General features: G+C 57.2%; 20 protein-coding genes. 10 read left to right on the top strand and 10 right to left on the bottom strand.

What is annotated here, in order from left to right; all coding sequences use genetic code 11:
• Positions 1 to 51 precede the first annotated feature (51 nt).
• Positions 52 to 1,092 carry an aldo/keto reductase gene (locus USG84_RS17330; protein WP_151414065.1) on the top strand — a complete coding sequence of 347 codons (1,041 nt, stop codon included), beginning with the start codon at positions 52 to 54 and terminating at the stop codon, positions 1,090 to 1,092.
• Positions 1,093 to 1,162: 70 nt separating this feature from the next.
• On the opposite strand, the gene USG84_RS17325 is transcribed toward USG84_RS17330, so the two are convergent.
• Both USG84_RS17325 and USG84_RS17320 read right to left on the bottom strand, forming a co-directional pair.
• Positions 1,163 to 1,651, bottom strand: coding sequence for a TIGR00645 family protein (locus USG84_RS17325; protein WP_006811956.1), 489 nt, complete (start codon positions 1,649 to 1,651; stop codon positions 1,163 to 1,165).
• Positions 1,652 to 1,732: 81 nt separating this feature from the next.
• The gene (locus USG84_RS17320; protein WP_151414064.1) at positions 1,733 to 2,236 is read right to left on the bottom strand and encodes an ESA_00282 family adhesion-associated protein; all 504 of its coding nucleotides are present in this window, start codon (positions 2,234 to 2,236) and stop codon (positions 1,733 to 1,735) included.
• A gap of 103 nt (positions 2,237 to 2,339) precedes the next feature.
• On the opposite strand from USG84_RS17320, the gene USG84_RS17315 reads away from it, so the two are divergent.
• On the top strand, positions 2,340 to 2,744 hold the full coding sequence (locus USG84_RS17315) for a hypothetical protein (RefSeq protein WP_014885230.1): 405 nt from the start codon (positions 2,340 to 2,342) through the stop codon (positions 2,742 to 2,744).
• Between the two features lies 1 nt (position 2,745).
• Positions 2,746 to 3,195, top strand: a complete 450-nt coding sequence (locus USG84_RS17310) for a hypothetical protein (protein ID WP_061097069.1) — start codon at positions 2,746 to 2,748, stop codon at positions 3,193 to 3,195.
• 42 nt (positions 3,196 to 3,237) lie between these two features.
• On the opposite strand, the gene exbD is transcribed toward USG84_RS17310, so the two are convergent.
• Positions 3,238 to 3,663 (bottom strand): TonB system transport protein ExbD, encoded by a 426-nt coding sequence (gene exbD / locus USG84_RS17305; protein WP_032643392.1) that lies wholly within the window; start codon positions 3,661 to 3,663, stop codon positions 3,238 to 3,240.
• 4 nt (positions 3,664 to 3,667) lie between these two features.
• Positions 3,668 to 4,399, bottom strand: coding sequence for a tol-pal system-associated acyl-CoA thioesterase (gene exbB / locus USG84_RS17300; protein ID WP_116342042.1), 732 nt, complete (start codon positions 4,397 to 4,399; stop codon positions 3,668 to 3,670).
• A 251-nt stretch (positions 4,400 to 4,650) separates the two neighbouring features.
• Between exbB and metC the strand changes: the two genes are divergently transcribed.
• A complete protein-coding gene (metC, locus tag USG84_RS17295; RefSeq protein ID WP_151414062.1) occupies positions 4,651 to 5,838 on the top strand; it encodes a cystathionine beta-lyase in 1,188 nt (395 codons plus the stop codon).
• A 143-nt stretch (positions 5,839 to 5,981) separates the two neighbouring features.
• Entirely contained in the window at positions 5,982 to 6,641 is a 660-nt protein-coding gene (gene yghB, locus USG84_RS17290; RefSeq protein WP_151414061.1) for a DedA family general envelope maintenance protein YghB, read from the top strand.
• A gap of 45 nt (positions 6,642 to 6,686) precedes the next feature.
• On the opposite strand, the gene USG84_RS17285 is transcribed toward yghB, so the two are convergent.
• Complete coding sequence (locus tag USG84_RS17285; protein WP_151414060.1) at positions 6,687 to 7,586, bottom strand: AraC family transcriptional regulator; 900 nt, start codon at positions 7,584 to 7,586, stop codon at positions 6,687 to 6,689.
• A gap of 195 nt (positions 7,587 to 7,781) precedes the next feature.
• On the opposite strand from USG84_RS17285, the gene yqhD reads away from it, so the two are divergent.
• Together yqhD and dkgA are read left to right on the top strand one after the other, a co-directional pair.
• Positions 7,782 to 8,945 carry an alcohol dehydrogenase gene (yqhD, locus tag USG84_RS17280; protein WP_061097064.1) on the top strand — a complete coding sequence of 388 codons (1,164 nt, stop codon included), beginning with the start codon at positions 7,782 to 7,784 and terminating at the stop codon, positions 8,943 to 8,945.
• Between the two features lie 104 nt (positions 8,946 to 9,049).
• Positions 9,050 to 9,877 carry a 2,5-didehydrogluconate reductase DkgA gene (dkgA, locus tag USG84_RS17275; RefSeq protein WP_061097063.1) on the top strand — a complete coding sequence of 276 codons (828 nt, stop codon included), beginning with the start codon at positions 9,050 to 9,052 and terminating at the stop codon, positions 9,875 to 9,877.
• Between the two features lie 106 nt (positions 9,878 to 9,983).
• On the opposite strand, the gene USG84_RS17270 is transcribed toward dkgA, so the two are convergent.
• Positions 9,984 to 12,161 carry a YgiQ family radical SAM protein gene (locus USG84_RS17270; RefSeq protein WP_320738389.1) on the bottom strand — a complete coding sequence of 726 codons (2,178 nt, stop codon included), beginning with the start codon at positions 12,159 to 12,161 and terminating at the stop codon, positions 9,984 to 9,986.
• A 200-nt stretch (positions 12,162 to 12,361) separates the two neighbouring features.
• Here USG84_RS17270 and USG84_RS17265 point away from each other — a divergent pair, with 200 nt between their 5' ends.
• Positions 12,362 to 13,837, top strand: a complete 1,476-nt coding sequence (locus USG84_RS17265) for a TrkH family potassium uptake protein (RefSeq protein WP_151414059.1) — start codon at positions 12,362 to 12,364, stop codon at positions 13,835 to 13,837.
• A 32-nt stretch (positions 13,838 to 13,869) separates the two neighbouring features.
• Here the strand turns inward: USG84_RS17265 and ftsP are convergent, their stop codons facing one another.
• The 4 genes from ftsP to USG84_RS17245 form a co-directional block, all read right to left on the bottom strand.
• The gene (ftsP, locus tag USG84_RS17260; protein WP_253543300.1) at positions 13,870 to 15,282 is read right to left on the bottom strand and encodes a cell division protein FtsP; all 1,413 of its coding nucleotides are present in this window, start codon (positions 15,280 to 15,282) and stop codon (positions 13,870 to 13,872) included.
• A 58-nt stretch (positions 15,283 to 15,340) separates the two neighbouring features.
• A complete protein-coding gene (gene plsC / locus USG84_RS17255; RefSeq protein ID WP_061097059.1) occupies positions 15,341 to 16,078 on the bottom strand; it encodes a 1-acylglycerol-3-phosphate O-acyltransferase in 738 nt (245 codons plus the stop codon).
• Between the two features lie 162 nt (positions 16,079 to 16,240).
• Positions 16,241 to 18,499: a DNA topoisomerase IV subunit A gene (gene parC, locus USG84_RS17250; protein ID WP_151414058.1), complete on the bottom strand. Its 2,259-nt coding sequence runs from the start codon at positions 18,497 to 18,499 to the stop codon at positions 16,241 to 16,243.
• Positions 18,500 to 18,617: 118 nt separating this feature from the next.
• A complete protein-coding gene (locus USG84_RS17245) occupies positions 18,618 to 19,019 on the bottom strand; it encodes a YgiW/YdeI family stress tolerance OB fold protein (protein ID WP_061097057.1) in 402 nt (133 codons plus the stop codon).
• Positions 19,020 to 19,158: 139 nt separating this feature from the next.
• On the opposite strand from USG84_RS17245, the gene qseB reads away from it, so the two are divergent.
• A complete protein-coding gene (gene qseB, locus USG84_RS17240; protein ID WP_151414057.1) occupies positions 19,159 to 19,818 on the top strand; it encodes a quorum sensing response regulator transcription factor QseB in 660 nt (219 codons plus the stop codon).
• A complete protein-coding gene (gene qseC, locus USG84_RS17235; RefSeq protein ID WP_253543301.1) occupies positions 19,815 to 21,152 on the top strand; it encodes a quorum sensing histidine kinase QseC in 1,338 nt (445 codons plus the stop codon). The genes qseB and qseC overlap by 4 nt, the downstream gene beginning before the upstream one ends.
• Positions 21,153 to 21,220 lie beyond the last annotated feature (68 nt).

The following is a 21,220-nucleotide window of genomic DNA, read 5'->3' as shown; positions in this document are numbered from 1 at the left end:
ACAGAATAAAAACGTTGTTTCGAAAATTCATTAAATAAGAAAGGAGACATCATGTCCTGGTACCCTGACGCTACCCGCTACGAGAATATGCAGTACCGCTACTGTGGCAAGAGCGGCCTGCGCCTGCCCGCGCTGTCGCTGGGCCTGTGGCATAGCTTCGGCCACGTTCAGCCCCTCGACTCCCAGCGCGCGCTGCTGCGTAAAGCCTTCGACCTCGGGATTACCCATTTCGATCTTGCCAACAACTACGGCCCGCCTGCGGGTAGCGCGGAAGAGAATTTTGGCCGCCTGCTGCGTGAGGACTTTGCCGGGTATCGCGACGAGCTGATTATCTCCACCAAAGCCGGTTACGACATGTGGCCAGGCCCGTACGGTTCAGGCGGCTCACGCAAGTATCTGCTCGCCAGCCTTGACCAGAGCCTGAAGCGCATGGGTCTGGAATACGTGGATATTTTCTACTCTCACCGCGTGGATGAAAATACGCCCATGGAAGAGACGGCCTCCGCGCTGGCTCACGCGGTTCAGAGTGGGAAAGCGCTGTACGTAGGCATTTCCTCCTACTCCACCGAGCGCACACAAAAAATGGCCGCGCTGCTGCACGAGTGGAAGATCCCGCTGCTGATCCACCAGCCGTCCTATAACCTGCTTAACCGCTGGGTCGATAAGACCGGCTTGCTGGATACGCTGGAAGCAAACGGCACGGGGTGTATCGCCTTTACCCCGCTGGCGCAGGGTCTGCTGACCGGAAAATACCTGAACGGTATTCCGGAAGGTTCACGCATGCAGCGCGAAGGGAACAAAGTGCGCGGCCTGACGCAGAAAATGCTGACCGAAGCTAACCTGAACAGTCTTCGTCTGCTCAATGAGATGGCGCAGGCGCGCGGGCAGACGATGGCGCAGATGGCACTAAGCTGGCTGCTGAAAGATTCGCGCGTGACGTCAGTGCTGATTGGCGCGAGCCGCCCTGAACAGCTTGCTGAGAACGTTCGGGCGCTGGATAACCTGCGCTTTACGGAAGATGAACTGACGCGGATTGACCAGCACGTGGCGGATGGGGAACTGAATTTGTGGCAGGCGTCGTCGGATAAATAGTGTAGCCCGATGCTTTCGCCCCTCACCCTAACCCTCTCCCCAGAGGGGAGGGTGAGTGGAAATGTCTACTCTATTTCTTACTGATCTTATCCAGATACCCCATCACAAACGCCGACAGCACAAACGTCAGGTGGATAATCACATACCACATCAGCTTATTATCCGGGACGTTTTTCGCGTCCATAAACACGCGTAACAGGTGGATAGAGGAGATCGCCACTATAGATGCCGCAACTTTATTCTTCAGCGATGACGCGTCCATTTTCCCGAGCCAGTTGAGCTTTTCTTTATGCTCGGCGATATCAAGCTGAGAGACGAAGTTCTCGTAACCGGAGAACATCACCATCACCAGTAAGCCGCCCACCAGCGTCATATCCACCAGCGACAGCAGAACCAGAATTAAATCGGCTTCCGCCACGGAGAAAATGTTAGGCAATACGTGGAAAATCTCCTGGAAGAACTTGATCGTCAGGGCGACCAGGGCCAGGGAAAGACCGAAATAGACGGGTGCGAGCAGCCAGCGAGAGGCATACATTGCGTTTTCAAAGAAGCGTTCCATAAAATCCTGTCTGCAAACGAAACCAGCGCTCAGTATATCTCAACGGCGCTGACTGTTTGCAAGAACTAACCAGTACGTCACTCAGACGTCGTCCGGGTTAACCTCAGGACGCGCATACTCCGGCCAGACCAGTACCACCAGCTCCGGGTAGGCTTCCAGGCTAAACTCGCGAAAACACTGGCGAAGGTTTAATACGTCCAGGTCGGAATATGAGACCTTCTCACCGTTAAGACAGCGCTTTTTGATGTTGTCGTAATATTTATAAACCGCTGAATTCAGATCGCTACAGCGACGCTGCGCCTCAAACAGACCGGGCGTGTCGTTAATTTCCGACATTTTCATGCGCTTAATTGTCGCATGTAAGAAATCGATATATTCATGATTCACCCGCCAGTACCAGACAGGCGTAACGGAGTTCATCAAAACAGAGAAATGATCTTCTCCTTCCTCTTTTGTCATCAGTTCAGGCTGTGGCAGTTCACTGGTGTCTTTCGACACTTTCGTTTTATTGAACTCCTGCATCAATAAAAGCACACCAGCGGTCAGTAATAGTAATGTGATGACCGTAAAAAAGATGCTGTTCATGGGTTGGCTCCATTTTTTTTGATTTTAAAATTGCCTCATGATATTGTCAACGAATCTCACGCCTTTACCAACCCCACCCTGTTGAAATTAAAGGAAATTAAAAATGCTGCCCGACTATCTCGTCCCGGCTAAGTACCACATTACGCCTGTGGAACAGCAACCGACGGAAGAAGAAAAAAAGGCCAGTTTCACTCAGGGGAAAAGAAAGCTCTCTGATTTCGAGCCTGATATATTAATTGGCGTTTCCCGCACTGGCAAATCCCGTAATATGCTGCTGGAAGAGCACGATCGCCATATAAAAGACCGCTTATTTCGGGCTATAAAAATTGAAGCTTTTGTCCACCTGCTGAATGACCTGCAGGCAGAAGGCGAAATAGATGCCCAGAAACTAAGTCAAATAATGGCCGAAAAAACGAAAGAAATAAATGAGGCCGGCAATGAAATTTGGCTTAATCTAATTACGCGAGAAAAAAACAACCCTATTTTTTATACCCTGGGGGAAGATTAACGTGAAAGAAGTTAAAGACAATGACGTTTATTTGACTTTAGATGATAAAAAAAGTGATGAATTTATCTTAAAGCAAAATATCGAGGCGCTGAGAAATGCAAAAAATGCCGAGATGACGCGTATTACACAAGACCTGGTATCGATTCCGGCAACGCTGGTGCGTCTGAAATGGCAGAATCGCCGCGAGATTTATCCGCTACAGGTCAAAGAAGAGATTTACGGTGCCGTGATGAACGCCATCATTGAACAGCTTCCGGAACTGAAAGAGAAACTGCTGGGACGTCTTGAGGCTAACTATCAGTATCTGCTTGCCAGAGAAGTCGCCACCCTGCGCCTGACGCGCAAACTGTCAGCCGGTGAGTACCGTACGTCCAACGTCACCTGCGTTGCGCTCGATGAAGACGCGCTGGCAGCCCCCTCTTCCGCACCGACGGACAACAAAAGCGCATAAACCGACAGGCATAAAAAAAGCCGGCTTTCGCCAGCTTCTTTATCACTTCGAGGCCGCTTTTTCTTCCCCGACCAGCCCAATCTTCAGATAACCCGCCTGATGCAGCGTGTCCATTACCTTCATCATGGTTTCGTAGTCGACGGTTTTGTCCGCCCGGAAGAAGACGGTAGTGTCCTTCTTACCGCCGGTAAGCTGATCCAGCGCCGGAATAACGGAAGCATCCGTTACCGGGTCGTTCCCCAGGAACATGGATTTATCCGCTTTCACCGACAGATAGATTGGCTTTTCCGGACGCGGCTGCGGCTGGCTGGAGGAGGCAGGCAGATTCACCTTCACGTCGACCGTCGCCAGGGGGGCTGCCACCATAAAGATAATCAGCAGCACCAGCATGACGTCGATAAACGGCGTCACGTTGATTTCGTGCATTTCGCCGTTATCGTCCAGATTTTCGTTTAGACGCATTGCCATACAATCAACCTACGCGCAGTTTAGACGCCGCATGCACCGGCTTCACGGCGCTGGCATTCAGGTCGAGATCGCGGCTTTGCAGCAGCAGAACCTGGGCGGCAACGTCGCCGAGCGTGGCTTTGTAGCTGCCAATCATACGCGCGAAAATGTTGTAGATAACTACCGCCGGAATTGCCGCGACCAGACCGATTGCCGTCGCCAGCAGCGCTTCCGCGATACCCGGCGCAACTACCGCCAGGTTGGTGGTCTGGGTCTGGGCAATGCCGATAAAGCTGTTCATGATGCCCCAGACCGTACCGAAAAGACCGATGAACGGTGAAATCGCGCCGATGGTCGCCAGATACCCATTGCCGCGTCCCATGTGTCGGCCAACGGCCGCAACGCGACGCTCCAGACGGAAACCGGTACGCTCTTTAATGCCTTCGTTATCTTCACTGCCGGCGGAGAGTTCCAGCTCGTTCTGAGCTTCATTCACTAACAGGGTGGTCAGGCTTTTCGCGTGGAAGGATGAGGTCATCTCAGAAGCCTGATCCAGAGAGCGGGCTTCAGCCAGCTGCTGCTGTTCCCGCTTGAGGCGACGCTTCTGCGAAAGCAGCTCGGCGCTTTTGCTGAAGAAGATAGCCCAGGTGACAACGGACGCCAGAATCAGGCCGATCATCACAATCTTAACCACGATGTCAGCATGATGATACATGCCCCAAACGGAGAGATCCGTCTGCATCAAATTATTACCCACTCTGTATCTCCAGGACGCAAATCACAAAATCTGAACGTAATAATATCAAAAAGTCGTCGAATTGATAGTCGTTCTCATTAGTATTTACATGGTGCCGTAATTTTCGCTCAGTTTCCTTGCGCTTACGCAGTAAAAATTTCTTATGCGCTTTTTTGCTAATATTTTCTGCTTATTCGATAAGCATGCGGGTGCAGTTTTTTACAATCGTGGTAGTCTGGACGTCCAGACGTATAAAAACAGGGTTAGCGAACATGACGAAGAAGCATCTTGATACCACGCTGGTGCAGGCGGGACGCAGCAAGAAATACACTCAGGGATCGGTCAACAGCGTGATTCAACGCGCCTCCTCGCTGGTGTTTGATACCGTTGAGGAGAAGAAAATCGCCACGCGTAACCGCGCAAAAGGCGGGCTGTTCTACGGTCGTCGCGGCACGCTAACCCATTTTTCACTCCAGGAAGCGATGTGCGAGCTGGAAGGCGGCGCGGGCTGCGCGCTGTTCCCGTGCGGGGCGGCAGCGGTTGCCAACACTATTCTGGCATTCGTGGAACAGGGCGACCATATCCTGATGACCAACACCGCCTATGAACCCAGCCAGGATTTCTGCACCAAAATTCTCAGCAAGCTCGGCGTGACCACCGGCTGGTTTGACCCGCTGATTGGTGAAGGCATTGCTGAACTTATCCAGCCAAACACGCGCATTGTGTTCCTGGAATCTCCCGGCTCCATCACCATGGAAGTGCACGACGTTCCGGCTATCGTGAAGGCCGTGCGCAGCAAAGCGCCAGAAGCCATCATCATGATCGATAACACCTGGGCGGCAGGCGTGCTGTTTAAGGCGCTGGAATTCGACATTGATATCTCGATTCAGGCGGCAACCAAATACCTGATTGGCCACTCTGACGGGATGATTGGCACCGCGGTTTCCAACGCGCGCTGCTGGGACCAGCTGCGGGAAAATGCCTACCTGATGGGCCAGATGGTGGATGCAGACACGGCGTACATGACCAGCCGAGGCATCCGCACGCTGGGGGTTCGCCTGCGTCAGCATCATGAAAGTAGCCTGAAAATTGCTGAATGGCTGGCGCAGCATCCGCAGGTTGAGCGCGTGAACCATCCGGCGCTTCCGGGTAGTAAAGGCCACGAATTCTGGCAACGTGACTTTACGGGCAGCAGCGGGCTGTTCTCGTTTGTGCTTAAAAAACGGCTGAGTAATGAAGAGCTGGCAAGCTATCTGGATAATTTTACCCTCTTCAGCATGGCCTACTCCTGGGGCGGTTTTGAATCCCTGATCCTGCCGAATCAGCCGGAGCAGATCGCGGCCCTGCGCCCCGGCGGTGAAGTGGACTTCAGCGGCACCCTCATTAGATTGCATATCGGTTTAGAAAATGTGGACGATTTAATTGCGGATTTATCTGCAGGGTTTGAACGTATCGTGTAGAGTGCGGGCTGAAAATTTACTCCCCGGACGCTTTTGTGAACACTGCAAGCAGAAAAGTCTGCATGAGTTGCGCCTGCGATCAATCCCGACAGGTGAAATTGGGAGTACAATAGCGTTATCTCTGCTGTTCCACAGGAAAGTCCATGGCTGTTATTCAAGATATTATCGCGGCGCTCTGGCAACATGATTTTGCCGCCCTGGCGGATCCCCACGTTGTAGGCGTCGTCTATTTCGTGATGTTCGCGACGCTGTTTCTGGAAAATGGATTACTGCCAGCCTCGTTTTTACCCGGTGACAGTTTGCTTTTGCTTGCCGGGGCGTTGATCGGCAAAGGCGTCATGGACTTTACGCCCACGATGGTTATCCTCACCTCTGCCGCCAGCCTGGGCTGCTGGCTGAGCTATCTGCAGGGCCGCTGGCTGGGTAACACGCGCGTGGTGAAAGGCTGGCTGGCGCAGTTACCCCATAAATACCATCAGCGCGCGACCTGTATGTTTGACCGACACGGCCTGCTAGCGCTGCTGGCCGGGCGTTTCCTGGCGTTTGTTCGCACCCTTCTGCCCACCATGGCGGGTATTTCCGGGCTGTCTAACCGCCGCTTTCAGTTCTTCAACTGGCTGAGCGGCCTGCTGTGGGTCGGTGTCGTGACCACGTTAGGCTACGCGCTGAATATGATCCCGTTTGTGAAACATCACGAAGATCAGGTGATGACCTTCCTGATGGTGCTGCCGATCTTCCTGCTGGTTGCTGGCCTGGTAGGGACTATTGCGGTGGTGATTAAGAAAAAGTATTGCAGTGCATAACCCCCTCATCCTGACCCTCTCCCCACAAGGGAGAGGGAAAAAAGCCTAAGCTCCCTGCATGGTTCGGATGCGTGATGCATCTTCTCCCGGCGTGACGCCGAAATAGCGCTTAAACTCCCGACTGAACTGCGACGCGCTCTCATACCCGACGCGCATGGCCGCCGCGCTGGCCTTCATGCCGTCGTGGATCATCAGCATCCGCGCCTTATGCAGGCGGTAGGTTTTGAGGTACTGCAGCGGCGAGGTGCTGGTCACCGACTTAAAGTTATGGTGAAACGCCGAAACGCTCATGTTCGCTTCCGCCGCCAGCTGGTCAACGCTGAGGTTCTCCGTGTACTGGCTTTCGATACGCTTGAGCACGCGGCTGATCAGGCTGAAGTGGGTCTGTCGGCTCACCAGCGCCAGCAGCGCCCCGCCGCCCGGCCCCAGCAGCACGTGGTAAAGAATTTCGCGGATAATCTGCTTGCCCAGAATACGCGCGTCCAGCGGCCTTTCCATCACGTCCAGCAGGCGCTCAATGGCGCAGAGGATCTCTTCGGACAGCGTCGCCGAGTTAATCCCGCTGGAGGCCATCGACGGCTGGAAAAGCTCGTCTTCGCCAATCTCCATCAGCAGCTCCTGCAGTTGAAGAATATCAACGTTGACGCGAATACCCGCCAGCGGGACCGCCTCTGTCGCGAAGGTTTCACATTCGAAGGGTAAAGGTACCGTCAGGAGCAAATATTCATTGGTGTCGTAGCGGAACACGCGCTCGTTGATATAGCCAATCTTATGGCCTGAAAAGAGAAAAACGATGCCCGGCTGGTACATCACCGGCGTGCGCGTGCCGGGCTGCGTGCCGTAGAGCAGGCGAATGTCCGGCAGCAGGTCGATGACATTATTTTCTTTATCTATCAGTCTTTTAATCTGCGCCGTGAGCTGATGGCAGATTGCTTCGCGGTTCATTTTACGTTACTCCGGGTACGGTTTCCGACCCTCACAGTCTGCGCATTTTTACGAAGTTTCTCCAGCGCTCTGTAGAAATGGGCAAGACATCGGCAGGAATGTGCATTGAGAGCCTGTCCCCGGACGGCCACAATGAGCAGCATCAGGTAGCCATCAGCGCCACCACGGTTTTTCACCCACTAAAGGGAACGAGCAATGAACAACTTTAATCTTCACACCCCAACCCGCATTCTGTTTGGTAAAGACGCCATCGCCGACCTGCGCGCGCAGATCCCTGCTGACGCCCGCGTGCTGATCGCCTACGGTGGCGGCAGCGTGAAAAAAACCGGCGTGCTGGACCAAGTTTACAGCGCCCTGGACGGACTGGACGTGCGTGAGTTCGGCGGCATTGAGCCAAATCCGTCTTACGAAACGCTGATGAACGCGGTGAAAATCGCCCGTGAAGAAAACATCACCTTCCTGCTGGCGGTCGGAGGCGGCTCCGTGCTGGACGGCACTAAGTTCATCGCGGCGGCAGCGCACTACGCTGACGGCATTGACCCGTGGCACATTCTGGAAACCCGCGGCAGCGACATTAAAAGCGCAATCCCGATGGGCTCCGTGCTGACCCTGCCGGCCACCGGCTCTGAATCCAACAAGGGCGCGGTGATCTCCCGCAAAACCACCGGCGACAAGCAGGCCTTTATGAACGAACACGTTCAGCCTGTGTTCGCTATTCTGGATCCGGTGTACACCTACACCCTGCCCGCGCGCCAGGTCGCGAACGGCGTGGTCGACGCCTTTGTTCATACCGTTGAGCAGTACGTGACCTACCCGGTAAATGCCAAAATTCAGGATCGCTTCGCGGAAGGCATTCTGCTGACGCTGATTGAAGACGGCCCGAAAGCGCTGAAAGAGCCGGAAAACTACGACGTGCGTGCCAACGTCATGTGGGCAGCGACGCAGGCGCTGAACGGCCTGATCGGCGCTGGCGTGCCGCAGGACTGGGCGACCCATATGCTGGGCCACGAGCTGACGGCGATGCACGGCCTCGATCACGCTCAGACGCTGGCCGTTGTGCTGCCTGCCCTGTGGAACGAAAAACGGGATACCAAGCGCGCCAAACTGCTGCAGTACGCCGAGCGCGTGTGGAACATCACCGAGGGTTCTGACGATGCGCGTATTGATGCCGCCATTGAAGCAACCCGTAACTTCTTTGAAAGCCTGGGCGTGCCAACGCGTCTTTCCGGCTACGGCCTGGACGGCAGCTCCATCCCTGCCCTGCTGGCAAAACTCGAAGAGCACGGCATGACCCAGCTGGGCGAGCACGGCGACATTACGCTTGACGTGAGCCGTCGTATCTACGAAGCGGCACGCTAAGCGTTTTTGTCTCGCGACTTTCGTTTTTTGACATTTCGTCCAGACTTAATGCACACCCCATCGTCGGAGTCCCCCTCCGACGATGCGCACCTGAAGGAGGAAAAATGGCAAACCAAACCGTAATCAAGCTGCAGGACGGCAACGTGATGCCCCAGCTGGGGCTAGGTGTATGGAAAGCCGGTAACGACGAGGTCGTCTCCGCCATTCATAAAGCACTCGAAGTTGGCTATCGGTCGATTGATACCGCCGCCGCGTACAAAAACGAGGACGGCGTGGGGACCGCGCTGGCCAGCGCCGGCGTCCCCCGCGATGAGCTATTCATTACCACCAAACTGTGGAACGACGATCAAAAGCGCCCCCGTGAAGCGTTGCAGGAGAGCCTGGAGAAGCTTCAGCTCGATTTCGTCGATCTGTACCTGATGCACTGGCCGGTTCCGGCCATTGACCATTACGTTGACGCCTGGAAAGGGATGATTGACCTGCAGAAAGAGGGGCTGGTGAAAAGCATCGGCGTCTGTAACTTCCAGGTGCATCACCTGCAGCGCCTGATTGACGAAACGGGCGTCGCACCGGTGATTAACCAGATCGAACTGCACCCGCTGCTGCAGCAGCGTCAGCTTCACGCCTGGAACGCCACCCACAAGATCCAGACCGAGTCCTGGAGCCCGCTGGCGCAGGGCGGTGAAGGCGTGTTCGACCAGAAAATTATCCGCGACCTGGCGGATAAATACGGCAAAACCCCGGCGCAGATCGTCATTCGCTGGCATCTGGACAACGGCCTGGTGGTCATTCCGAAATCAGTTACGCCGTCGCGCATTGCCGAGAACTTCGACGTCTGGGATTTCCGACTGGACAAAGACGAGCTGGGTGAGATTGCGAAGCTGGATAAGGGCAAGCGGCTTGGGCCGGACCCGGATCAGTTTGGCGGGTAGTTTTCCCCCTCCCCCTCACCCTGCCCTCTCCCCAAAGGGGAGAGGGTGTTCAAGTTCCCTCTCCCCTTTGGGGAGAGGGTTAGGGTGAGGGGCAATGACCTCATCGTTATCCGATCTTACGTTTTCCCGTTTTTTTCGTTCCCGTAGCCCCACCGTTCGAACGCTGATGGACAATCGGCGTGTGCTTGGTCAGCGCCGGGCGCGTATTGCGGTTCTGGCGGCGCGCTTCGCGCATCTCATCCAGCGTCGGGGCCGGAACCAGGCAGTCGCGGCGCGAGCCGATCAGGTGTTTTTTACCCATCTCTTCCAGCGCCTGGCGGATCAGCGGCCAGTTTTTCGGGTCGTGGTAACGCAGCAGCGCCTTGTGCAGACGGCGCTGTTTATCCCCTTTCGGCACCACCACCTCTTCACTCTTGTAGCCAATCTTACTCAGCGGGTTTTTGCCGGTGTAATACATGGTCGTCGAGTTGGCGAGCGGAGAAGGATAGAAGTTCTGCACCTGGTCCAGACGGAAGCGACGCTGCTTCAGCCACAGCGCCAGGTTCACCATGTCTTCATCGCGCGTGCCGGGGTGCGCGGAGATGAAGTACGGGATCAGATACTGCTCTTTACCCGCCTGTTTAGAGTAGGTGTCGAACAGCTGCTTAAAGCGATCGTAGCTGCCCATGCCCGGCTTCATCATCTTCGACAGCGGGCCTTCTTCGGTGTGCTCCGGCGCAATCTTCAGATAGCCGCCGACATGGTGCGTCGCCAGCTCTTTGATGTAGCGCGGATCTTCCACGGCGATGTCGTAACGCACCCCGGAAGCGATGAGGATCTTTTTGATGCCCTTCAGATCGCGCGCGCGGCGGTAGAGGTTGATCGTCGGCTCGTGGTTGGTATCCATGTGCTCGCAAATGCTCGGGTAGACGCAGGAGAGACGACGGCAGGTCTGCTCCGCGCGCGGCGACTTGCAGCGCAGCATATACATGTTCGCGGTTGGGCCGCCGAGATCGGAGATCACGCCGGTAAAGCCCGGCACCGAGTCGCGAATGGCTTCAATCTCATTGATGATCGAATCTTCAGAGCGGCTCTGAATGATGCGCCCCTCGTGCTCGGTAATGGAGCAGAAGGAGCAGCCGCCGAAGCAGCCGCGCATGATGTTGATCGAGAAGCGGATCATCTCATACGCCGGGATACGGGCGTTGCCGTACGCCGGGTGCGGCACGCGCTTGTACGGCAGCGCAAAGACGCTGTCCATCTCTTCGGTGGAAAGCGGGATCGCCGGCGGGTTGATCCAGATAAAACGCTCGCCGTGCTTCTGCATCAGGGCGCGGGCGCAGCCCGGGTTGGTTTCGTGGTGCAGAATACGGGACGCGTGCGCGTAGAGCACCTTGTCGGCCTTCACCTTCTCGTAGGACGGCAGCAGCACGTAGGTCTTTTCCCACGGCTTCGGGCGCGGCGGCTGCACAACGATAGCCTTCGCTTCCCCTTTCTTCGGCTCAACCGGCTTGTTGTCGGCACACGGCAGATCTTCACCGTACGGGTGCGGGATCGGGTCGATTTTGCCCGGCATATCGATGATGCGGGAATCCACCCCGCTCCAGCCCGGCAGCGCCTCTTTCACCATGATCGCGGTATTGCGCACGTCGCGGATGCTGCTTACCGGCTCGCCCTGCGACAGGCGGTGCGCCACTTCCACCAGCGGACGTTCGCCGTTACCGTAAATCAGCATGTCGGCCTTGGAGTCCACCAGCACCGAGCGACGCACGGTATCTGACCAGTAGTCGTAGTGCGCGGTGCGGCGCAGGCTCGCCTCGATGCCGCCGAGGATCACCGGCACGTCTTTCCAGGCCTCTTTGCAGCGCTGGGTATAGACCAGGGTCGCGCGATCCGGACGTTTGCCCGCCACGTTATCCGGCGTGTAGGCGTCGTCATGGCGCAGCTTGCGGTCGGCGGTATAGCGGTTGATCATCGAGTCCATGTTGCCGGCGGTCACGCCGAAGAACAGGTTCGGTTTTCCCAGACGCATAAAGTCGTCTTTGCTGTTCCAGTCGGGCTGGGAGATGATCCCCACGCGGAAGCCCTGCGCTTCGAGCATGCGGCCACAAATCGCCATACCAAAGCTCGGGTGGTCAACGTAGGCATCGCCCGTGACCAGAATGATGTCGCAGCTATCCCAGCCCAGCTGGTCCATCTCTTCCCGGGACATCGGCAGGAACGGCGCCGGTCCAAAGCAGGCCGCCCAGTACTGGGGCCAGGAGAAGAGGTCACGATCCGGCTGGATCAGGGAGATTGCGCTCATAATGCTTCCGAAGAAAAAATAGACAAAAGGAGCGGGATTATACGCTGTTCATCCGCCCAATTTGAAGAAAAGGATGCAGGAAGCGGGCAGATATTCGTGGAAGTCGTTAAAATACAGCGCCCTGTTAATTTTGCATCATAATTACCCCTGACTCTCCCGGTCCTCAGCCGCCGGGAGGAATTCTGGCGTGGAGTTGCTTTGTGAAGTTCAACGATTCGTTACATGTGTCTCAGCTGCGGGTTGTGCTCCACCTCTGCGGTTTTTTGGTTCTGCTGTACAGCCTCTCGATGCTGCCGCCGATGGTCATCGCCCTGCTCAATAAAGAGCGAACCTACTTTGCGTTTTTGACCACCTTTTTGACCTTTTTCAGCCTCGGGGGGTTAACCTGGCGGGCAACCCGCTACGCCGGCATACAGCTGCGCACCCGCGACGGTTTCGTGATCATCGTGCTGTTCTGGCTGCTGTTTTCATTGATAAGCGCCATGCCGCTATGGATGGACGATGGCCTGCACCTCTCCTTTGCGGACGCGCTTTTTGAAGGGGTTTCCGGGATCACCACCACCGGGGCGACGGTGATCGGGGACGTCAGCGCCCTGCCGAAGTCGTACCTTTATTATCGCGCGCAGCTCAATTTCATCGGCGGGCTAGGCGTCATCGTGCTGGCCGTCGCGGTTCTGCCGCTGCTGGGCATTGGTGGCATGAAGCTCTATCAGTCAGAGATGCCGGGCCCGTTCAAGGAGGAGCGCCTGACGCCCCGCCTTGCCGATACCGCGCGCACCCTGTGGATGACCTATTTCGCGCTGGGCGTGGCCTGTACCCTGGCCTACTGGCTGGCGGGGATGTCCTTTTTTGATGCCCTCTGTCACGGGCTTTCGACCGTGTCGCTGGGCGGGTTCTCCACCCGCAGCGAGAGCATTGGGTTTTATGACAGCCACGCGATTGAGCTGGTCGCCGGGGCGTTTTCGCTGCTCTCCGCGTTTAACTTCACCCTCTGGTACGTCGCCATTGTCCGCCGCACCCTGAAGCCGATTCGCCGCAGCCCGGAGGTGAGATTCTTTCTGAGCGCCGCCGCGGTGATTATCATCATCACCGCCTGGCAGGTCTGGCACGCGGGAATGTACAACCCTGTCGATAGCCTGGTGCACGCCTTCTTCCTTGCCAGCTCGATGATGACCGATAACGGCCTTTCGACCGCCGACTACGCCCAGTGGCCCGCGCACACCATCTTCCTGCTGCTGAGCGCCAGCTTTTTTGGCGGCTGCGTAGGCTCGACCTGCGGCGGGATCAAAGCCCTGCGTTTTCTCATTATGTTCAAGCAGAGTATTCAGGAGATGAACCAGCTGGCGCATCCGAGAGCGCTGCTGAGCATTAAGGTGGGCAAAAGCGTGGTGAATGAACGCGTCCTGCGCTCGGTATGGAGCTTCTTCTTTCTCTACGTGATGATTACGGGCTTTTTTGTCTGGGCGCTTAATCTGATGGGCTATGACCTGTTTACGTCATTCGCAACGGTTGCCGCCTGTATCAACAACATGGGGCTGGGGTTTGGCGAGACGGCGTCGACGTTTGGCACGTTAACAGAGGGAGCGAAACTGCTGATGTGCGCGGCGATGATCTTAGGGCGTCTGGAAATTTACCCGGTGCTGATTCTGTTCTCGCGCTTTTTCTGGCGGGCATAAAACATTCCCGGCGAACCGGGAATGTAAGGGGGTTACGGCGCGGGGTTAACCAGCATCTGCCCTACGGAGCCTCTGTCCATCATCTCCAGCGTCTGGCTGTGGAACAGGAACGGGAAATGCGGCCAGGAGGGCTGGCCGTAGTAGACGAGCAGTTCTACCTGGCCGTCCACCCAGACAGTATCTTTCCAGCCGCGATCTTCCGGGAACGGCATTGCGCCGTTGACGTTGCGGATCAGGAATGACACTCCTTCAATATGGAACGACTGCGGCATATCTGAACGCACCGTCCAGCGCTCCCAGGTGCCCTGCTGGGCGGTGATATCAATACGGTTCACGTCCCACAGCGCACCGTTGATGCCGGGGTCGTCCCCAAGGCTGATATCGCGGCTGCGCACCGGCGAACCGCTCATGATCTCCTGCGGCAGCAGGCGCATCGGCAGGCTGTCGGTGACCAGCGGCAGCAGGCCGGTTGGACGCAGGGTTAACACCAGCGTGGAGACCAGAATGCTCGACGGCTCAAAGAACCCGCGAATACGGTCAACGATGCTCGCGGCTTCACCACAGGTGACGGAGACTTCATCCCCGTTGGTCATATCCACCAGAATTTCACGGCGCTCTCCCGGTGCCAGCGCCAGCTGTTTAACGGAGACCGGCGCGGGTAAAAAGCCCTGGTCGCCGGAGATCACGTGCAGCGGGCGGCCATCGCTCATCTGCAGCTGATAGCGACGCGAGTTAGAGGCGTTGAGCAGGCGCAGGCGCACCCAGCCGCGGGACACTTCCACGTACGGGCTCTGCGCGCCGTTAACCAGCAGAGTATCGCCGACAAAGCCACCGCTCCCCGGCTCGCTGTACTCCGGCGTGCCGAAGTTATCCAGACGTTTGTCCTGAATGATGACCGGGAAATCATCCACGCCGTAGTGGTTCGGGATCGGCAGCGATTTACTGACCTCATCTTCCACCAGCCACATGCCGGCCAGGCCGTTATAGACCTGCTGCGCCGTACGGTTAGGGGTATTGGCGTGATACCACAGGGTTGCCGCGCTCTGGCGGATCGGCAGGACGGGCGCCCAGTCGGCGTTGGGGGACATCATTCGCGCCGCGCCGCCAATCAGCGGGCCAGGAACCTGCAATCCACTGACGGTCATCGCGACATTTTCAGTCGTCCGGTTGCTGTAAATCAGCTTAACGTCATCGCCGTTCCACACGCGGATGGTCGGCCCGAGGTAGCGTCCGTTAATGCCCCATACCTGCGCGCGCGTGCCCTGGGTAAAGGACCAGTGGCTGCGCTGAAGCGTGAGGAAAAGCGGCTGCCCGCGACGGGATTCAATCAACGGCGGAATGGGCAGCGGCTGCTGCTGCCCGGCGGCGCTGGCTGTCAGCGGCATCGCACCCGCACAAAGGGCAATCCCCGAAGCCTGAATAAACTGACGCCGACTGAGTGACATATAAGCTCCATCTGAAACGACTAACAACGCGGGAATTCTTTTTCCCTTTAACGCCGGATTAAACCTTACCGGCGGCTTCTCTTTCTGCGACTTCTTTATCCAGCAGCGCAATATGCTGAGCCATCAGCTCGCGGCAGTGCGCTGCCAGCTCGCGCACCTGGTCTTTACCGTATTTGCTGGTATCGACGGGTGGCAGCATTTCGACAATCACCAGACCATTATTCAGGCGGTTAAGATTAATCTTATTAGAAGTATTGGAAACGCACACGGGAATAATTGGAACACCTGCCGCAATTGCGGCATGAAACGCGCCGGTTTTAAACGGCAGCAGGCCGCGACCGCGGCTGCGCGTCCCTTCCGGGAACATCCAGATGGATATTTTGCGCTTTTTAAAATGGTTCACCACTTCCGCAATGGTGCCGTGCGCTTTTGCACGGTTGTTACGGTCGATCAGCAGGTTACCGGTCAGCCAGTACAGTTGGCCAAAAAACGGGATCCACAGCAGGCTTTTTTTCCCCACCGTTACGGTCGGCGGCAGAACGATATTGGAGGCCGTCACCATATCGTAGTTGTTCTGATGGTTAGCGATATAGATGGCGTTACCGAAATTCTCCGCCCCTTCAGGCAGACGTTTTTCAACCTTCAGGCCAAACAGCGGCGCAAGGCGGCCGAACATATGGCCAAAGGTAGCAACATGCTTCGGATTACGCGGGCTGAACAGGCAGTAAATAGAGCCGAAAATACAGACCAGAATGCAGTAGATAACGGTAAGAATGAGACGAACAATATATAGCATAGCGACCTCTGAAGCCCCAACAGCTGACAATTATACTTCACCTGTGGCCAGGTAAGGACTTTATTACGAGCGCGTATTGTTAATCGCAACGCACGAATTAACAACGATTTTACGGGAAATTTTATTGAAATCCCCCTCCGGACAGAGGGGGGTGTCACGACATTACTCTTCGCTGTCGCCCGCACCGCTGCGCGCAGGCGAATCAATCTCCACGCGGTCGATACGCTGCAGGCCGCGCATCAGCGAACCGCGGCGACCGCGCTCGCCCACCACTTTTTGCAGCTCTTCCGGGCGAAGCTTGATCTTACGCTTGCCGACGTGAATGGTCAGCGTGCTCTGCGGCGGCAGCAGGAAGAGGTGCGCCAGGCCATCTTCACCTTTCGCGGCTTCCGCCGACGGGATGTTGATGATCTTGTTGCCCTTGCCTTTCGACAGCTCCGGCAGGTCGCTGACCGGGAACATCAGCATACGCCCGGCAGAGGTGATTGCCAGCAGCATGTCGCTCTCGTTCTCAATCACCAGCGGCGTCATCACGTGGGCGTTGTCCGGCAGGCTGATCAGCGCTTTACCGGCACGGTTGCGCGACACGAGGTCGTTAAAGGTACAGATAAAGCCGTAGCCCGCGTCGGACGCCATCAGCAGCTTCTGGTCGTCGGCCTCCATCAGCATGTGGTCAACCGTTGCGCCCGGCGGCAGCGTCAGCTTGCCGGTCAGCGGTTCGCCCTGGCCGCGCGCGGAAGGCAGCGTGATCGGGTCGATAGCGTAGCTGCGGCCCGTGGAGTCGATAAACGCCACCGGCTGGTTGCTCTTGCCTTTCACCGCCGCTTTAAAGCTGTCGCCCGCTTTGTAGCTCAGACCCGGCGCGTCGATATCGTGGCCTTTGGCGCTGCGCACCCAGCCGCTCTGAGACAGCACAATGGTCACCGGCTCGGACGGCTGCATGTCGTGCTCGTTCATCGCCTTCGCTTCTTCGCGCTCGTGCAGCGGAGAACGACGGTCGTCGCCGAAGGCGTCTGCATCCGCCTGCAGCTCTTTCTTCAGCAGGGTGTTCATCTTGCGCTCGGACGCGAGAATACCCTGTATCTGGTCACGTTCTTTCATCAAGTCGGACTGTTCACCGATAATTTTGATTTCTTCGAGCTTGGCGAGGTGACGTAACTTCAGCTCGAGGATCGCTTCAGCCTGGGTTTCGCTGAGACCAAAACGTGCTACCAGTGCAGGTTTCGGCTCATCCTCAGTGCGGATGATCGCAATGACTTCGTCAATATTCAGGTGTGCCACCAGCAAACCTTCGAGGATATGCAGGCGCTTAAGCACTTTCTCCAGACGATGGTTCAGACGACGGCGCACCGTATCGCGGCGGAAGGTCAGCCATTCGGAGAGGATCTCCAGCAGGTTTTTCACCGCCGGGCGGCCGTCGAGGCCGATCATGTTCAGGTTGATGCGGTAGCTTTTTTCCAGATCGGTGGTGGCGAACAGGTGGTTCATCACCTGCTCCATGTCCACGCGGTTGGAGCGCGGCACGATCACCAGACGGGTCGGGTTCTCGTGGTCCGATTCGTCGCGCAGGTCGTCCACCATCGGCAGCTTTTTATTGCGCATCTGGGAGGCGATCTGCTCCAGCACTTTGGCACCGGAAACCTGGTGCGGCAGCGCGGTGATCACCACGGCGCCGTCCTCTTTATTCCACACCGCGCGCATGCGCACGGAGCCGCGACCGTTCTGGTAGATTTTGCGGATTTCCGCACGCGAGGTGATGATCTCGGCTTCGGTCGGGTAGTCCGGCCCCTGGACGATATCCAGCAGCTCGTCCAGCGAGGTTTTTGGCTGCTCAATCAGGGTGATGGCGGCTTTTGCCACTTCACGCAGGTTGTGCGGCGGAATATCCGTCGCCATGCCGACGGCGATACCGGTGGTACCGTTCAGCAGGATGTTCGGCAGACGCGCAGGCAGCATCTTCGGCTCCTGCAGCGTACCGTCGAAGTTTGGCACCCAGTCAACGGTTCCCTGACCCAGCTCGCCCAGCAGCACTTCGGCGTATTTGGACAGGCGGGATTCGGTATAACGCATCGCCGCGAAGGATTTCGGATCGTCCGGCGCACCCCAGTTCCCCTGCCCGTCCACCAGCGGGTAGCGGTAGGAGAACGGCTGGGCCATCAATACCATCGCTTCATAGCAGGCGCTGTCGCCGTGCGGATGGTATTTACCCAGTACGTCACCCACGGTACGGGCGGATTTCTTGAACTTGGCGGTGGCGTTCAGCCCCAGTTCGGACATCGCATAGACGATGCGGCGCTGAACGGGCTTCAGGCCATCCCCGATAAACGGCAACGCCCTGTCCATGATGACGTACATGGAGTAGTTCAGGTAGGCGTTTTCCGTGAATTCATGTAGCGCGAGGCGCTCTGCCATATCGCTCATTACGTGTGATTCCTCAACTCAGAAACCGAAGGGTTTCAGGCAATATTGCCGCAGATACTACCTCATCTGGCGAATTGAGTCACAAAGAAAAAGGGCCGCGTATGCGGCCCTTTTTGGGTTATTTGTTCAGCTTGATAACCTGCTTCACGTCGATTTCAAACTCGTTCCAGTCTTTGTCGACTTTACCCTGCAGCTCGACTTTATCCTGCGGGGTGACGGTCACGCCGTTCCAGCGCTTGTTGTCAATCTCGACCACCACCGTGCCGGACTCGTCGCGGAAGGTGTAGCGGTCGTCGGACAGGCGCTCGGTAATGTTACCGCGCAGCTTCACCCAGGCATCGTCCTTCAGATCTTTGACTTTAGCCGCGGTGGTGAGGTTGGCGTTGTTATCAACAAAGCCGCCCTGCTGGGTTTGCGTCTGAGTTTGTGTCGCAGATGGGCCAGTAAAACCGCCCTGTGCAGCAAAGACCGGCGCGGTGGTCATCATCATGATGGCAGCAACTGCAGCGAATTTTTTCATCGTAATCTCTCCCTTTAATGTCGTTTCACAATCCATTAAACAGGGTAAACCTTAACAACTTCTTAAGGGGAAAATTTATTTATTTTTACTGTACAGCAGGCGCTTGCAGAGGGTTTACTGACGGCATCAAGGAGGGAACATGCGCATTTTACTGGTAGAAGACGACGGGTTAATTGGCGATGGCATCAAAGCGGGCTTAAGCAAACTGGGCTTTAGCGTGGACTGGTTTACCGATGGGAAAACCGGGCAGGCCGCGCTCGCCTCAGCGCCCTATGATGCCGTCGTGCTCGACCTGACCCTGCCGGGAATGGACGGTCTGGAGATCCTGCGCGCCTGGCGTGAAAGCGGGCGCAGCGAGCCGGTACTGATCCTGACGGCGCGGGATGCGCTGAACCAGCGCGTTGAAGGGCTGCGCCTCGGTGCGGACGATTATCTCTGCAAGCCGTTCGCGCTGATAGAAGTGGCCGCCCGCCTGGAAGCGCTGGTGCGCCGCAGCCACGGCCAGACGCGCAGCGAGTTGCGTCACGGCAAGGTGACGCTCGACCCGGCAAGCCTCGTCGCCACGCTGGAGGGCGAAACGCTGACGCTCAAGCCGAAAGAGTTCGCCCTGCTGGAGCTGTTAATGCGTAACGCGGGCCGGGTGCTGCCGCGCAAGCTGATCGAGGAAAAGCTTTATACCTGGGACGATGACGTCTCAAGCAACGCCGTGGAAGTCCACGTTCATCATTTACGCCGCAAGCTCGGGAGCGAGTTTATCCGCACCGTGCACGGCATCGGCTACACCCTGGGTGACGCATGAAGCTGAGCCTGAAGCTGCGCCTGACGCTCCTCTTTTTAGCGCTGTCCCTGGCGGCCTGGTTTGCCGCCAGCCTGGTGGCGTGGCAGCAGACTACCGACAAGCTCGATAAGCTGTTCGACACGCAGCAGATGCTGTTTGCCAAACGGCTGCTGACGATGGATCTGGACGAGATCCGCGCGCCGGAGCGCATGCGCGAGGTGCCGAAAAAGGCCAAACACGGGCATCTGGACGATGACGCGCTGGCCTTCGCTATTTACGCTGCAGACGGCACGATGATCCTTAACGACGGCGAAAACGGGAGCGATATCCCGTATCACTATCGTCGTGACGGCTTTGATGACGGACGGCTTCAGGATGACAGCGACGAATGGCGCTTTTTATGGCTGACGTCGCCAGACGGAAAATACCGCGTGGTGGTCGGCCAGGAGTGGGAGTACCGGCAGGATATGGCGCTGGACGTGGTCAGCTCACAGCTGACGCCGTGGCTGGTGGCGCTGCCGGTGATGCTGCTGTTGCTTATTGTCCTGCTGAGCCGGGAGCTGAAGCCCCTGAAAAAGCTGGCCCAGACCCTGCGTTCCCGCTCGCCGGATGCCACCGACGCCCTGCCCACGCAGGGCGTGCCGGCGGAAGTGCGCCCCCTGCTCGACTCGCTGAACCATCTCTTTGCCCGAACCCAGGAGATGATGACCCGCGAGCGCCGCTTCACCTCCGACGCCGCCCACGAGCTGCGCAGCCCGCTGGCGGCGCTGAAGGTGCAAACCGACGTGGCGCAGCTTTCTCAGGACGATCCGCAGGCGCAGGAAAAAGCGCTGGCGCAGCTGCACGCGGGTATCGACCGCGCCTCCCGGCTGGTGGATCAGCTCCTTACGCTGTCGCGCCTGGACTCGCTGGATAGCCTGGACGGCGTAGAACAAATAGCGATGGCCGACCTGCTGCAGTCTGCAGTGATGGATATCTACCCTCCGGCGCAGCAGGCGGGTATTGATGTTCGTCTGCACATCAACGCGCCGGAGGTGACCCGCACGGGTCAGCAGCTGCTTCTGAGCCTGCTGGTGCGTAACCTGCTGGATAACGCCACCCGCTATAGCCCACGCGGCAGCGTGGTAGACGTGACGCTGAACACCCGTAGCTTTACCGTGCGCGACAACGGCCCGGGCATTTCACCCGATGCGCTGGCGCGTCTCGGCGAGCGCTTTTATCGCCCGCCGGGTCAGGACGCCACGGGCAGCGGGCTGGGGTTATCCATTGTGAAACGCATTGCCACCCTGCACGGCATGCGCGTCTCGCTCGGCAATGCGCCAGAAGGCGGCTTTGAAGTGAAGGTTAGCTGGTAAGGGATTATTGCATTTAGCGCAAAAGACTTTGCACATTTTGCTCATTTTTCCGCTCCGTCCTCGCGCGT

The sequence above is a fragment of the Enterobacter sp. 168J2 genome (assembly GCF_034107265.1).
In the GTDB taxonomy this organism is placed as follows: Bacteria; Pseudomonadota; Gammaproteobacteria; order Enterobacterales; family Enterobacteriaceae; genus Enterobacter; species Enterobacter nematophilus.
Note: the sequence above shows the minus strand (reverse complement) of the source record. Positions and strands in the feature narration are given on the sequence as shown.

Excerpts from the sequence above, each read along its gene's own strand:
- USG84_RS17330 (WP_151414065.1), top strand. The coding sequence starts at position 52 with ATGTCCTGGTACCCTGACGCTACCCGCTACGAGAATATGCAGTACCGC.
- USG84_RS17325 (WP_006811956.1), bottom strand. The coding sequence starts at position 1,651 with ATGGAACGCTTCTTTGAAAACGCAATGTATGCCTCTCGCTGGCTGCTC.
- USG84_RS17320 (WP_151414064.1), bottom strand. The coding sequence starts at position 2,236 with ATGAACAGCATCTTTTTTACGGTCATCACATTACTATTACTGACCGCT.
- USG84_RS17315 (WP_014885230.1), top strand. The coding sequence starts at position 2,340 with ATGCTGCCCGACTATCTCGTCCCGGCTAAGTACCACATTACGCCTGTG.
- exbD (WP_032643392.1), bottom strand. The coding sequence starts at position 3,663 with ATGGCAATGCGTCTAAACGAAAATCTGGACGATAACGGCGAAATGCAC.
- metC (WP_151414062.1), top strand. The coding sequence starts at position 4,651 with ATGACGAAGAAGCATCTTGATACCACGCTGGTGCAGGCGGGACGCAGC.
- yghB (WP_151414061.1), top strand. The coding sequence starts at position 5,982 with ATGGCTGTTATTCAAGATATTATCGCGGCGCTCTGGCAACATGATTTT.
- USG84_RS17285 (WP_151414060.1), bottom strand. The coding sequence starts at position 7,586 with ATGAACCGCGAAGCAATCTGCCATCAGCTCACGGCGCAGATTAAAAGA.
- yqhD (WP_061097064.1), top strand. The coding sequence starts at position 7,782 with ATGAACAACTTTAATCTTCACACCCCAACCCGCATTCTGTTTGGTAAA.
- dkgA (WP_061097063.1), top strand. The coding sequence starts at position 9,050 with ATGGCAAACCAAACCGTAATCAAGCTGCAGGACGGCAACGTGATGCCC.
- USG84_RS17270 (WP_320738389.1), bottom strand. The coding sequence starts at position 12,161 with ATGAGCGCAATCTCCCTGATCCAGCCGGATCGTGACCTCTTCTCCTGG.
- ftsP (WP_253543300.1), bottom strand. The coding sequence starts at position 15,282 with ATGTCACTCAGTCGGCGTCAGTTTATTCAGGCTTCGGGGATTGCCCTT.
- plsC (WP_061097059.1), bottom strand. The coding sequence starts at position 16,078 with ATGCTATATATTGTTCGTCTCATTCTTACCGTTATCTACTGCATTCTG.
- parC (WP_151414058.1), bottom strand. The coding sequence starts at position 18,499 with ATGAGCGATATGGCAGAGCGCCTCGCGCTACATGAATTCACGGAAAAC.
- USG84_RS17245 (WP_061097057.1), bottom strand. The coding sequence starts at position 19,019 with ATGAAAAAATTCGCTGCAGTTGCTGCCATCATGATGATGACCACCGCG.
- qseB (WP_151414057.1), top strand. The coding sequence starts at position 19,159 with ATGCGCATTTTACTGGTAGAAGACGACGGGTTAATTGGCGATGGCATC.
- qseC (WP_253543301.1), top strand. The coding sequence starts at position 19,815 with ATGAAGCTGAGCCTGAAGCTGCGCCTGACGCTCCTCTTTTTAGCGCTG.